The following is a 12,511-nucleotide window of genomic DNA, read 5'->3' on the forward strand; positions in this document are numbered from 1 at the left end:
TCACCGCAGCTGATTCGTGTCCACATCAACTATAGAAGTTCTTTGTGATCGTGCAAAAAATGGACAGTCAGTTCGTCGGTTCGGCCGCCGCGATCATTTTTTCCAGAAACATGGCCAGTCCGACTTCCTCCGCCCTGAGGCCTTTACGCAGCCTCGGCCGGGGCAGTTGGGCCAATGCGCCGAGCATAAAACCTTCGAGCACCGCCGGGTGGATGTAGCACTTGCGGCACACCGCCGGGGTGTTGCCGAGTTGCCTGGCAACGTTCTTGACCATTTCGACTACATGCCGCTTCGCGTCCGACTCAGGCTCCCACTGCAACTCGCGCAGCACCGACAACGCCAGCGCGCTCCCGGCCCAGGTGCGGTAATCCTTGGCCGTGAAGTCGGCGCCGGTCAGGGTTTGCAGGTAGGCATTGACGTCTGAGGAGCTGACGGTGTGTCGCTCGCCATTTTCGTCCAGGTATTGGAAGAGGTCTTGCCCGGGAATCTCCAGGCAGCGCTTGATGATGCGCGCCAGGCGTCGGTCTTTCACGGTGATCTGGTGCTCGACACCACTCTTGCCGCGGAACTGGAACAGGATCGCGCTGCCGTTGACCTCGACGTGACGGCTGCGCAGGGTGGTCAGGCCATAGGAGCGATTTTCCCGTGCGTATTGGGTGTTGCCGACCCGGATCAGCGTCGCATCGAGCAAGGTAATCACGGTGGCCATGACTTTATCTCGGCTGAAGCCCGGAGCGTCCAGCAGCGCTTCAAGCTGTTTGCGCAATTTCGGCAGCGCCAGGCCAAAGTCCCGCAGGCGCGAGTATTTGTCGGCATCGCGCACTTCGCGCCAACGCGCGTGATAACGGTATTGCTTGCGACCGCGAGCGTCACGTCCGGTGGCTTGCAAATGGCCACGTGGGTCGGCGCAGATCCACACATTGGTATAGGCCGGCGGCACGGCGAGGGCGTTGAGGCGTTTGATTTCGTCGGGATCGGTAATGCGCTGGCCCGCGGGATCGAAGTAGCAGAATTTGCCCCGCAAGAGTTTGCGGGTGATTCCAGGCTGCGTGTCATCGACATAGTGCAGGTCGGGTGGCAGCACATCGGGCAGCGCGGTATCGGACATGGCAAAAGATCCTTGGCGACGAAGTCAGGGGGCCTGTAAAGCCATTGACCGCGCCCGTTCGCCGTGGTGCCGACAATTTACGCCAACACGGCCACCGCTTTGATCTGCGCCCAAAGTTGCTGGCCGGGGTGCACGCCCAGTTGATCCCGGGAATAGCGGGTGATGCGTGCCAGCAGCGGCGTGCCGGCAGCATTCAGGCGGATCAGCACGTGGGCGGCGTTATCGGCGCCGATTTCACTGATCACCGTCACCGGCAAGCGATTGAGGATGCTGCTGTGCTCGACGCCTTGCAGGCTCAGGCTGACATCCCGCGCCTGGACCTTGCAACGCAGGGCCTGGCCTTGGGTCATCGGAGCGTGCGCCACCCGAATGCTCAGGTCGGTATCGGGCAATTGCAGCGTCAGCAACTGATAGTGCGGGTCATAGGCGCTGACATGGCCTTCAATCACCACGCCCGCATCGTCGCCCAACGCCAGGGGCAAATCGAGACGCGCGAGAGTTTCGCCGATAGGTCCGCTGGCCAGCGCCTTGCCGTCGCTGAGCAGGACGATGTGGTCGGCCAGTCGGGCGACCTCATCCTGTGAGTGGCTGACGTACAGCACCGGGATATCGAGTTCATCGTGCAGGCGTTGCAGGTAAGGCAGGATTTCGTTTTTGCGCTGGCTATCCAGCGCCGCCAACGGTTCGTCCATCAGCAACAGTTTCGGGCTGGTGAGCAGCGCGCGGGCGATGCCGACTCGCTGCCGTTCGCCGCCGGACAGGTGCTGCGGATGGCGGTCCAGCAGGTGACCGATGCCCAACAGTTCAGTGGCATGCGCCATGTCGACCCGACGTTGCGGCTTGGGGATGCGCTTCAGCCCGAACTCCAGATTGGCCAGCACCGAAAGGTGAGGAAACAGGCTGGCCTCCTGAAAAACATACCCCAGCGCACGTTTATGCGGCGGTACGAAAATCTTCTTGTCACTGTCCTGCCAGACTTCATCGTTGACCTGAATAAAGCCCTGCTCGGCCTGCTCCAGACCGGCGATACAGCGCAGGCACGTGGTCTTGCCTGACCCGGAATGGCCGTAAAGTGCAGTCACTCCGCGGCCGGGCAATTGCAGATCCACCTCCAGGGTGAATCCCGGATAACTCAGTTTCAGGCGCGTATGAATCATCGATCAGCTCCAGCCCGCTTTGGTTTTACGGCTGGAATAGAGCGCCAGCAATACGGCAAAGGAGAACACCAGCATCGCCCCGGCCAGCCAATGGGCCTGGGCGTATTCCATGGCTTCAACGTGATCGTAGATCTGCACCGAGACCACGCGGGTCTTGTCGGGAATGTTGCCGCCGATCATCAGCACCACGCCGAACTCGCCGACGGTGTGGGCGAAACCGAGAATGGCAGCGGTGATGAAACCGGGCCTGGCCAGCGGCAGAATCACGCTGAAAAAGGTGTCCCAGGGATTGGCGCGCAGAGTCGCAGCCACTTCCAGCGGACGGGAGCCAATGGCAGAAAAGGCGTTTTGCAGCGGCTGGACCACGAACGGCATCGAGTACAGCACCGAACCGATCACCAGCCCCGCAAAACTGAAGGTGAGCGTGCCGAGCCCCAGTGACTGGGTGAATTGGCCGACAAAGCCGTTAGGGCCGAGCGCCAACAACAAATAAAAGCCAATCACCGTGGGCGGCAGGACCAGGGGCAGGGCGACGATTGCCCCCACCGGGCCGCGCAACCACGAGCGGGTGCGCGACAGCCATAACGCAATCGGGGTGCCGATGATCAACAGGATAACCGTCGTCAGGGACGCCAGTTTCAGGGTCAGCCAGATGGCGGAAAAATCGGCACTCGTCAGCGTCATTTAGAGTTGGTAACCGTAGGACTTGATGACAGCGGCGGCTTTCGGCCCCTTGAGGTAGTCAACCAGCGCCTTGGCGGCCGGGTTGTCCTTGCCCTTGTTGAGGATCACCGCGTCTTGTTTGATCGGGTCGTGCATATCGGCTGGAACGATCCAGGCCGAACCGCCGGTGACTTTGCCGTCTTTGTAGATCTGCGACAAGGCCACGAAGCCGAGTTCAGCGTTGCCGGTGGAAACGAACTGATAGGCCTGGGTGATGTTCTGGCCTTCAACGAGCTTGTCTTTGACCTTGTCGGTCAGGCCCAGTTTGGCCAGCACCTGAGTGGCGGCAAGGCCGTAAGGTGCGGGTTTCGGGTTGGCGATGGAGAGGTGCTTGTATTCGTTCTTTTTCAGCACATCGCCCTTGGCATCGACGTAACCCTCCTTGGCTGACCACAGTGCCAGCGTGCCAATGGCGTAGGTAAAGCGCGAACCCTTGACGGTGTCGCCTTCAGCTTCGAGTTTTTGCGGGGTGGTGTCGTCGGCCGAGAGGAACACTTCGAACGGCGCGCCATTCTTGATCTGGGTGTAGAACTGGCCGGTTGCACCGAAGGAGGTGACCAGTTTGTGTCCGGTGTCTTTTTCGAAATCGGCGGCGATGGCCTGGATCGGCGCGGTGAAGTTGGCGGCGACGGCCAACTGGACTTCGTCCGCCTGGGCGGAACCGAAAGCGAAGACGGCGAGCAGGCTTGCGAGGCAGGTCGGGGCAAAACGTGAGGCACGCAGGGGCATGGAACGGCTCCGTGATAGGCGAATGCGACGAGGGAGTGAAACGCTATATATCGGAATATATAGCGAAATGCCCGGGAACGGAATGTGTCGGTACTGAGTTTGCGCACGACTTGTAGCAGGTGCCTCGCGTTGCTCGGCACCTGCTACAACAGCGTGACTTACCGACGGAGCAACTTGGCCAAACCTTCCTCCGCCAAACGCCGAGTCAGCTCCGACGTGCTCATTTCAATGCCCAACGTGAACGCCTGCCCCGCCCAGAGATTGCTGAAGTCCGCTTCACCCTTGGCCCGCAACGGCATCAACGCACCACCGGCCAACGGGAAGGCCGGGGCTTTATCGCTCATGGGGCCGAGTTCGCGCATCACCCGATTGAGGATTCCTCGTGCCGGGCGGCCGGTGAAAAGATTGGTCACTGCCGTCTCGCTTTCCTTGGCCGTGCGCAACGCCTTGTGGTGAGACGCGCTGACCTTGGCTTCCGGCGTGAATAGGTAAGCCGTCCCCACCTGCACCGCCGAAGCGCCCAACAGAAAAGCGGCCGCCACCCCCCGAGCATCACTGATCCCGCCCGCTGCAATCACCGGCACTTTCACCGCATCGACGACTTGAGGCACGAGGGCGAATGTGCCCACCTGACTGCTCAAGTCATCGCTGAGGAACATCCCGCGATGTCCACCTGCCTCGTAGCCCATGGCGATGATCGCGTCGCAGCCATGTTGTTCCAGCCAGACGGCTTCTTCGACGGTGGTCGCCGAGGAGAGAATTTTCGCGCCGGTGGCTTTTACCCGATCCAGCAGTGATTTTTCCGGCAGGCCGAAGTGAAAACTCACGACTTCGGGGCGGAATTCTTCGAGCACATCGCAGGCGGCGTTATCGAAAGGCGCGCGATTGGAGACCGGAGTGGGCGCTTCGAAATCGACGCCCAGTTCTCGATAGTACGGTTCCAGCAAATGTTTCCAGTCCCGAGCGCGTTGCTCATCGGCCGCTGGCGTCTGATGGCAAAAATAGTTGATGTTGAACGGTCGCTGGCTGTGTTGGCGGATCGTTTTCAGCTCTTCGCGCAACTGCTCGATGCTCAGCATCGCAGCGGGCATCGAGCCCAGGCCGCCGGCGTTACTCGCGGCGATGACCATGGCCGAGCCAGTAGCGCCGGCCATGGGAGCCTGGATGATCGGCAGTTCGATGCCGAGCAGGTCAAGAATACGGGTGTCTGGCCATTGGCTCATTTCAATGATTCTCCGACGGGTAGAACCGTTTTTTTACCAGCAATGGTTGACGCAGAGCCAGTCGACTTTTGTATCCGGGACGTTTTCCGTTATTCCAGGCCCCCACAAAAAAGGCATAGCCACACGTCATGGAAACGCTCGGCGCTTTGTTCGTTTGGCTAAAGTCTTGTACGGCGAGGTGTTTCTTTGTGGTATTTCAATGCCCCCCACAACCGGATTCATTCCATTGAGAGGCAATGATGTTCAAAGGTATTTTGATCAACAAAGACGACAGCGGTTACCGGGCCATACTGCAAGAGATCAATGACGATCAACTGCCCGAAGGCGATGTGACGGTGCGCGTCGCGTACAGCACGCTGAACTTCAAGGATGGCCTGGCGATCACCGGCAGCAGCCCGGTGGTCAGGAAATTCCCGATGGTGCCGGGGATCGATCTGGCCGGCACGGTCGAAGTCAGCGAGCATCCGGACTACAAGGTCGGTGACCAGGTCCTGCTCAATGGTTGGGGCGTGGGCGAAGGGCACTGGGGCGGACTGGCGCAAAAAGCACGCCTGAAGGGCGACTGGCTGATTGCGCTACCCAAGGAATTCACCGCGGCTCAAGCCATGGCAATCGGTACAGCCGGTTACACAGCGATGCTGTGCATCCTGGCGCTGGAACATAATGGTGTAACGCCTGAGCAGGGCGAAGTCCTGGTCACCGGTGCCAACGGCGGCGTGGGCAGTTTCGCCATCGCGCTGCTAAGCAAGCTCGGCTATAAAGTCGTAGCGTCCACGGGCCGCACCTCAGAGCACGATTACCTCAAGCAATTGGGGGCCAGCGAGATCATTGATCGCGCGACGCTGTCCGAGCCGGGCAAACCGCTGGCCAAGGAGCGCTGGGCGGCGGTGATTGACTCGGTCGGCAGCCACACGCTGGCCAACGCTTGCGCCAGCACCAAGGCCAATGGCACGGTTGCCGCATGTGGTCTGGCACAAGGCATGGATTTTCCAGCCTCCGTCGCGCCGTTCATTTTGCGTGGCGTGACGTTGGCCGGGATCAACAGCGTGACCCAGCCCAAAGCCAAGCGGGTGGAAGCCTGGAATCGGCTGGCCAAGGATCTGGACTTCGCGTTGCTGCCACTGATCAGCCATGAAATCGGCTTGAGCGAAGCCATCGACGCCGCGCCCCGCTTGCTCGCCGGGCAATTGCGCGGGCGGGTTGTGGTCGATGTGAATCGCTGATTACACGGTCTCGCGTTCAAGCAACTGACGCTTGCGCTCGACACCCCAGCGATAGCCCGAGAGGTTGCCGTCGCTACGCACCACGCGGTGGCACGGGATCGCCACTGCAATACTGTTCGCGCCGCAGGCCTGAGCCACTGCGCGCACGGCTTTGGGCGCGCCGATACGCTGAGCGATATCGGCGTAGCTGGCGGTGCTACCCGCAGGAATCTCCCGCAGCGCCTGCCAGACCCGCTCTTGAAAAGCAGTGCCGCGCACGTCCAGCGGCAAATCCAGGCCAATCGCTGGGGCTTCGATAAAACCGACCACCTTGGCAATCAATTGCTCGAACGCGTGATCGGCGCCAATCAGATTGGCACGCCGAAACTTGTCCTGTAGATCGCAGACCAGTTGATGCGGATCTTCCCCCAACAGAATCGCGCAAATGCCACGTTCACTTTGCGCCACCAGAATCGCGCCCAGGGAACACTGGCCAACGGCAAAACGGATGTCGTTGTTCTGGCCCGCCGCGCGGTAATCCCCCGGCTTCATGCCCAGCAGATGATCGGCCGATTCATAGAAGCGGCTGTTGGAGTTGAAACCGGCGTCATACAGGGCGTCGGTGACCGAGCCGCCGTCGGTCAGGCGTTCGCGAACCTTGCGTGAGCGATGGGCTGTGGCGTAACCCTTGGGTGTCAGACCGGTCACGGCTTTGAATACGCGATGGAAGTGGAAGCTGCTCAGGCCCGCTGCCTGCGCCAGTTCATTTAACGCCGGCGGATTTTCGGCGGATTCGATGTGGCGGCAGGCGGCTGCGACGGTTGCTGCGTGTTGTGCGGCGACATCGCTTTGATCCTTCGTGGCCCGTTTGCTCGGACGATAACCCGCCGCCAGCGCTTGTTCCGCCGTGTCGAAAAATTCGACATTCTGCGGTTTCGGCAAGCGCGCCAGGCTGCTGGGGCGGCAATAGATTCCGGTGGTTTTCACGGCATAGACAAACTGCCCGTCGGCGCCGGGATCCCGTGCAACAACGGCGGCCCAGCGAGGATCGTCCTCGGTGGCAATCCTGGTCGAATGAGTTGTCATGGATTCATGTCCGTTGACCCGTTTTTTTCAGACTAACCAGCCCGCAACGCCGCCGCACTCCGAGTCTTGCGGTTGAATTCGAGGGTGTCATCCGGCAGTGCGAAAGGTGAAGTTGATCCGTTGCTCGCCCAGTCTCGGGTGATGGCCGTCCTTGATCGGCAAGACGCCGTGATAACGCAAACGATCGACGCCACCCCAGACCACGATATCGCCATGCAGCAACGGTATGCGCTGGCTTTTATCGCTTCGTTCAAACCCGCCGAACAGGAACATGGCCGGCAACCCCAATGACACCGACACGATCGGTGCGGCGTAGGAACCTTCGTTCTTGTCCTGGTGCAATGACATCTTCGCCCCGGGGACATAGCGGTTGATCAGGCACGAATCAGGGACAAAATCTGCAAATCCCGCTTCCCGTGCCGCCGCTTGTGCCAGTTCGAAAAACACGTCGGGCATCTCGGGCCAGGGTCGTCCGGTCTGTGGGTCGTTGCGCGTGTACTGGTAGCCGCTGCGGTCAGTGGTCCAGCCCCAAGTGCCGCAACTGCTCAAAGCCACCGACATGGTAAAGCCGCCGGGCGTGATCATCTGCCGGAACGGTGCAGCTGTCAGAACCGCTTCCAGTGCCGGCAGCAACCGATCGAGCCGGGACAGGGCAAAGCCGCGCAAGACGCAGGACTGTTCACCGATCTGCTCACGCCTGGGCTCCTGCTCGGGTTCGGCATCGGCAAACAGATCGAAGGTGGTCGGACTCATGGGGTCATAACGCATCGTGAAAAATGATTCCAAGGGTATGCCGTTTTCCACTGTGAAGGCGACTCACGCCGTGACGCATCGTCACTCGGTAATAGCCGCGAACGCCTTTGACCGGGCGCTGGCTCACGGCAAAGATCACACCATCGCCTTTCTTCAGGCCGATCACCTGCGGGCGTGACTGCATACGCGGGCGTTGTTCGGTTAGCACAAACTCGCCGCCGGTAAAATCTTCGTCCGGTTCTGACAGAAGAATCGCCACTTGCAGCGGGAACACGTGTTCGCCGTACAGGTCCTGATGCAAGCAGTTGTAGTCCTGCGGGCCATATTGCAGCAATAACGGTGTTGGGCGTTCCTGACCGGCGGCATGACAGCGTTGCAGAAATGCTTCGTGGGTTGCGGGGAAACGGGTCGGCAGGTCCATGCATTCGTACCAGCGATTGGCGATCGGTACCAGCCGAGGGTAGGCCGTACTGCGCAAGCGGGCGACCGTGTCCGGCAAGGGGTAGTTGAAATACTTGTATTCGCCACGGCCAAAACCGTGACGCGCCATGATCACTTGAGAGCGAAAGGGCGCTGACTGGGGGTAGAGGGCGCTGACGTCATCGCACGCCTGCGCACTCAACAGCGACTTGATGACGGCGCAGCCATCCTGGTCGAGTTGTTGCTCCAGGGTTGCCCAGTCCAGCGCATCGAAAGCTTGCTCGCTCATCGCTGAGCCTCGCGATCCAGCAACTGCCGTTTGCGCTCCAGTCCCCAGCGGTAACCGCCAAGGCTGCCGTCCTGGCGCAACACTCGATGGCAAGGCACGATAACGGCCACCGGGTTGGCTCCACAGGCATTCGCTACCGCCCGAGAAGCGCTGGGCTGACCGAGGCGTTGGGCGATATCACGGTAGCTGGCGGTTTCGCCGACGGGGATTTGCCGCAGGACTTCCCAGACTCGCCGTTGAAATACGCTGCCGGTCAGGTGCAGTGGGAGATCGAGTGCGGTGCGTGGGTCTTCGAGGTGGCGCAGAGTTTGCTCCAGGGCCGGCATCAAACCATTATCGCGCTGCGGCGTCGGGCCTTGGAAACGCCGCGCCAGATCGCGTTCGAGCGTGATCAAGTCGTCACCGAGCAGCAACGCGCACAGGCCCTCGGCGCTGAATGCCAGCAACAAGACGCCGAGGCTGGAAGTACCGCCGATGTAGCGAATCGGGGAAGTAGGCATGTTCTGACTCCTTAACCAAAGGTCGAGGTGGCCAGTCTAGGGCGCGCCAAGGGAGTGAACACTCCGGCGCTTGCGGTCGAATTCAAAACGGGCGCGGAGCATGACGTCCTTGTTGTTGCTCCGGGTGCCGTGTCGCGTTACAGCGCTTTGCTGACGGCGATGTCGCTGATGACGTCTTCGCTCGAACCATGAATGGCGTCCAGCGCGGCCTTGGCTTCTTCTTCAGTGCCTTTTTCGAGCTGGGCAAATTCGAAGCGGCGTTCGCCGTTGAGCTTGTATTTGATGACGTACTTGGTCGTTTGGGCCACGGTCATACCTGCTTTTATTCGTGTGGGAACGTGGCTCAGCTCAGTTTCGTGCTGGAGCGACGGATGATCTTGATCGAGTGTGTCAGGGTCGGTTTGCGGGTCACGCTGATCGGCCGGCGGTTGACCGTGTCGATGGTGATGTTCCAGAAACCGGTGCTCGGCGCGGTAATCCGGGCCGGGAAAGTATCGAACGCACCGCCGTGGTAAGTGTGACGACCGCCGTTCTTGAAGCTGCGGAAGTTGGCGTCGTTCATCAAGCGGATGTTGCATGTTTGGGAGCACTGGATGACGACGATGTCGTCTTCGTTGAGGTGCTCGCGCTGGTGGATAAATTTCATGAGGCGCCTCCAGAAGGGCTTTTTCTACAAAATCAAAACGATAGCATGGGCGATTGGCGCAGTTTATCAGCCCGAACAGGTTATTATCCGGTCGTCGAGGTTCGCTTTGACAATTAAAAACAGTTATTCGGAATTCTATGAGCGATAAACGCAGCGAGCCTCGGAGAAAATCAGCATTTGTGCTGTCGGAGGGTCTTTATCGGAGGTTTTGTATGAAGTGGGGTGTGTTGGCCTTGCCGTTGGCATTGGTAGTGAGTGGCTGTGCGAGTGTCTCGGAGATTAACGAGACGCTGCCTACCATGAACGTGATCTCAGGCAAAAAGCCCAATGAATACGCGCAATGCCTGGTTGAAAAACTGGCCGACAGTCGTGGCGCCCTGCAACTGGAGTCACACAAGGATGGGATGCGCGTGATCGTACCGGCGAAATTCTCGTCGGCCCCGGCAGCCGTATTCGACATCGAAGACCGTTCGGGTGGCAGTGCTATCAAGCTGCACGAGCGTATGTCCAATGTGCCGGTGCGTCCTAAAGACGTGCAAAAAGCCGCCAATGCCTGCATTTCCGGCTGATAGACTGGCCACCGTTTACACCGATGCCGTCAAAGTCATGCTTTGGCGGCATTGTCTTTTCTGGAGTCGAGCATGAAGCGAGAACATTTACGGGAATGCCATGCAGAGGGACTGATCTCTGCCACCCACGTCATTCAAAATCCCGCGAACCCGGGGGAATGGATCGTGTTTTTCAAGAAAAGCGCCGGGCGCAGCTATTTTCTGGTGGATGATAACGACGAGGTCGAATCGTTTGCTCGTCTCGACGATTTGATCGAGACCGTGCGTGGTCTCGGAATCAAATTTGCGGAAATTCACATGTAGGGCAGGGCGCCCTACTTGCAGACCACCACGACACTGCGGTTCTTGAAGTTGCCGACATCGACCCCCAGGGTTTTGTCGCTTTCCTTGGTGGAAGGCGTTCCGTCGGTACCGACGATCCGGTAGCCGGTGCCCGCGCAAGAGGCATCGGCCTTTTCATAGCACGTGGCCCAGGAATTGGCTTCGCCGGAACAGTCGATTTCCAGACCTTGCTCTCCGTTGTTCAGGTACATTTTCTCGGAAGTGGCGCAGCCGCTCAGGGCCAGGATTGCAATCAGGGGCAAAAATTTAGTCATGTCGTTGTCGTCGTCAGGATGATGGGGCTAAGCCTGTGACAGCGCAGGCATCAAAAGGTTATAGCGAATGGCCACTTGTTTGCACCCGGCCATAAAAAAGCCCTGCTGGATGGCAGGGCTCTGCGTATGCCGCAGGAGATCAGTCCTGACTCTTGCCGCGTCGCTTCGGCGCGGGGGGTGTGTAGTCGAGCACCGACGCCACTTCAATCGCCATCGCTTCGCTGGGTAACGGCCCGGAAACATCTTCGCCATTCGCGGCGGTAATGTGCCACTGGCCATCTTTTCCTTTGTCGACCGTGTACCCGTTGATGATTTTTGCTACGGTCATCTATCTGTCTCGTTCACTGGTTCAAAGTCGCCATGATACCGGCAAATGCTCGCATTGGGGGGCGATAAGCGTATGGTGGTCCAGTTTGTCGGCCTCTTTGAGCTACGCTGATTTGACCGCGCAAAAATCTGGATGGAACTATCCGCTGGAATATTTCTCTATGATGGCATCGGTTAGCCAGCGCGGGGCATTGTAAGGTGCACGCCGCCTGATTAGACTGCGCCGAAACTCGTACACACAGCCCTTTCAAGGACTTATATGATCAAGAAATGCTTGTTCCCAGCAGCCGGTTACGGTACTCGCTTCCTGCCAGCGACTAAAGCCATGCCCAAAGAAATGCTGCCGGTGGTAAACAAGCCACTGATCCAGTACGGCGTCGAAGAAGCACTGGACGCTGGTTTGACTGAAATCTCCATCGTCACCGGTCGCGGCAAACGCGCCCTGGAAGACCACTTCGACATCAGCTACGAGCTGGAAAACCAGATCAAAGGCACCGACAAAGAGAAGTACCTGGTCGGTATCCGCAAGCTGCTCGACAACTGCTCGTTCTCCTACACCCGCCAAACCGAAATGAAAGGCCTGGGCCACGCGATTCTGACCGGTCGCCCACTGATCGGCGACGAACCGTTCGCCGTGGTCCTGGCGGATGACTTGTGCGTCAACCTCGAAGGCGACGGCGTCCTGACCCAGATGGTCAAGCTGTACAAGCAGTTCCGCTGCTCGATCGTTGCCATCCAGGAAGTCGACCCGCAAGAAACTCACAAGTACGGCGTGATTGCCGGTGAGATGATCCGGGACGACATCTACCGTGTTCACAGCATGGTCGAGAAGCCAAAACCTGAAGATGCACCGTCGAACCTGGCGATCATCGGCCGTTACATCCTGACCCCGGACATCTTCGACCTGATCGAACAGACCGAGCCAGGCAAGGGTGGTGAAATCCAGATCACCGACGCCTTGATGAAGCAAGCCCAGAACGGCTGCGTCATGGCTTACAAGTTCAAAGGCAAGCGTTTCGACTGCGGTGGCGCTGAAGGCTACATCGACGCGACGAACTTCTGCTTCGAGAACTTCTACAAGACTGGCAAGGCTTACTGATAGCGTTTGACCTGCTTGTATTGAAAAGCCACCTTCGGGTGGCTTTTTCATTTTCCGCCCCCATATCGCTTGCAACGCTTGCCC

At 59.2% G+C, this 12,511-nt stretch carries 17 protein-coding genes; 4 read left to right on the forward strand and 13 right to left on the reverse strand.

All coding sequences use genetic code 11. From position 1 onward, the window contains the following. Positions 1-67: 67 nt before the first annotated feature. The 5 genes from K0F88_RS03200 to K0F88_RS03220 form a co-directional block, all read right to left on the reverse strand. Entirely contained in the window at positions 68-1,108 is a 1,041-nt protein-coding gene (locus K0F88_RS03200) for a DNA topoisomerase IB (RefSeq protein WP_219093963.1), read from the reverse strand. Positions 1,109-1,185: 77 nt separating this feature from the next. Then, positions 1,186-2,265: a molybdenum ABC transporter ATP-binding protein gene (gene modC / locus K0F88_RS03205; protein WP_219093965.1), complete on the reverse strand. Its 1,080-nt coding sequence runs from the start codon at positions 2,263-2,265 to the stop codon at positions 1,186-1,188. A 3-nt stretch (positions 2,266-2,268) separates the two neighbouring features. Next, entirely contained in the window at positions 2,269-2,949 is a 681-nt protein-coding gene (modB, locus tag K0F88_RS03210; RefSeq protein ID WP_219093967.1) for a molybdate ABC transporter permease subunit, read from the reverse strand. Next, complete coding sequence (gene modA, locus K0F88_RS03215) at positions 2,950-3,717, reverse strand: molybdate ABC transporter substrate-binding protein (protein WP_257605174.1); 768 nt, start codon at positions 3,715-3,717, stop codon at positions 2,950-2,952. A gap of 158 nt (positions 3,718-3,875) precedes the next feature. Next, the gene (locus tag K0F88_RS03220; RefSeq protein WP_219093969.1) at positions 3,876-4,940 is read right to left on the reverse strand and encodes a nitronate monooxygenase family protein; all 1,065 of its coding nucleotides are present in this window, start codon (positions 4,938-4,940) and stop codon (positions 3,876-3,878) included. A gap of 239 nt (positions 4,941-5,179) precedes the next feature. Here K0F88_RS03220 and K0F88_RS03225 point away from each other — a divergent pair, with 239 nt between their 5' ends. After that, positions 5,180-6,163 (forward strand): MDR family oxidoreductase, encoded by a 984-nt coding sequence (locus K0F88_RS03225; protein WP_094467307.1) that lies wholly within the window; start codon positions 5,180-5,182, stop codon positions 6,161-6,163. Here K0F88_RS03225 and ada read toward each other — a convergent pair whose 3' ends face one another. The 6 genes from ada to K0F88_RS03255 form a co-directional block, all read right to left on the reverse strand. Continuing rightward, positions 6,164-7,228, reverse strand: coding sequence for a bifunctional DNA-binding transcriptional regulator/O6-methylguanine-DNA methyltransferase Ada (gene ada / locus K0F88_RS03230; RefSeq protein WP_094467294.1), 1,065 nt, complete (start codon positions 7,226-7,228; stop codon positions 6,164-6,166). It abuts the gene before it with no gap. Between the two features lie 87 nt (positions 7,229-7,315). Then, on the reverse strand, positions 7,316-7,996 hold the full coding sequence (gene alkB, locus K0F88_RS03235) for a DNA oxidative demethylase AlkB (RefSeq protein WP_094467295.1): 681 nt from the start codon (positions 7,994-7,996) through the stop codon (positions 7,316-7,318). Continuing rightward, complete coding sequence (locus K0F88_RS03240; protein WP_094467296.1) at positions 7,986-8,690, reverse strand: 2OG-Fe(II) oxygenase; 705 nt, start codon at positions 8,688-8,690, stop codon at positions 7,986-7,988. Before K0F88_RS03240 ends, alkB begins: the two co-directional genes overlap by 11 nt. Then, the gene (locus K0F88_RS03245; protein WP_094467297.1) at positions 8,687-9,190 is read right to left on the reverse strand and encodes a methylated-DNA--[protein]-cysteine S-methyltransferase; all 504 of its coding nucleotides are present in this window, start codon (positions 9,188-9,190) and stop codon (positions 8,687-8,689) included. The genes K0F88_RS03240 and K0F88_RS03245 overlap by 4 nt, the downstream gene beginning before the upstream one ends. A gap of 137 nt (positions 9,191-9,327) precedes the next feature. After that, positions 9,328-9,504 (reverse strand): hypothetical protein, encoded by a 177-nt coding sequence (locus tag K0F88_RS03250; protein ID WP_094467298.1) that lies wholly within the window; start codon positions 9,502-9,504, stop codon positions 9,328-9,330. A gap of 29 nt (positions 9,505-9,533) precedes the next feature. Beyond that, positions 9,534-9,836 carry a DUF1883 domain-containing protein gene (locus tag K0F88_RS03255; protein WP_007946189.1) on the reverse strand — a complete coding sequence of 101 codons (303 nt, stop codon included), beginning with the start codon at positions 9,834-9,836 and terminating at the stop codon, positions 9,534-9,536. 212 nt (positions 9,837-10,048) lie between these two features. Here K0F88_RS03255 and K0F88_RS03260 point away from each other — a divergent pair, with 212 nt between their 5' ends. Beyond that, positions 10,049-10,405, forward strand: coding sequence for a hypothetical protein (locus K0F88_RS03260; protein ID WP_094467300.1), 357 nt, complete (start codon positions 10,049-10,051; stop codon positions 10,403-10,405). Positions 10,406-10,477: 72 nt separating this feature from the next. Further along, positions 10,478-10,708 (forward strand): hypothetical protein, encoded by a 231-nt coding sequence (locus tag K0F88_RS03265; protein WP_094467301.1) that lies wholly within the window; start codon positions 10,478-10,480, stop codon positions 10,706-10,708. An 11-nt stretch (positions 10,709-10,719) separates the two neighbouring features. On the opposite strand, the gene K0F88_RS03270 is transcribed toward K0F88_RS03265, so the two are convergent. Together K0F88_RS03270 and K0F88_RS03275 are read right to left on the reverse strand one after the other, a co-directional pair. Continuing rightward, positions 10,720-11,001 (reverse strand): hypothetical protein, encoded by a 282-nt coding sequence (locus K0F88_RS03270; RefSeq protein ID WP_094467302.1) that lies wholly within the window; start codon positions 10,999-11,001, stop codon positions 10,720-10,722. A gap of 139 nt (positions 11,002-11,140) precedes the next feature. Next, on the reverse strand, positions 11,141-11,329 hold the full coding sequence (locus K0F88_RS03275) for a hypothetical protein (RefSeq protein WP_094467303.1): 189 nt from the start codon (positions 11,327-11,329) through the stop codon (positions 11,141-11,143). 258 nt (positions 11,330-11,587) lie between these two features. Between K0F88_RS03275 and galU the strand changes: the two genes are divergently transcribed. Continuing rightward, the gene (gene galU / locus K0F88_RS03280; RefSeq protein WP_010460715.1) at positions 11,588-12,427 is read left to right on the forward strand and encodes a UTP--glucose-1-phosphate uridylyltransferase GalU; all 840 of its coding nucleotides are present in this window, start codon (positions 11,588-11,590) and stop codon (positions 12,425-12,427) included. The last annotated feature ends 84 nt before the right edge of the window (positions 12,428-12,511 follow it).

This window comes from Pseudomonas sp. UMAB-40 (genome assembly GCF_900095275.1).
GTDB lineage: Bacteria > Pseudomonadota > Gammaproteobacteria > Pseudomonadales > Pseudomonadaceae > Aquipseudomonas > Aquipseudomonas mandelii_B.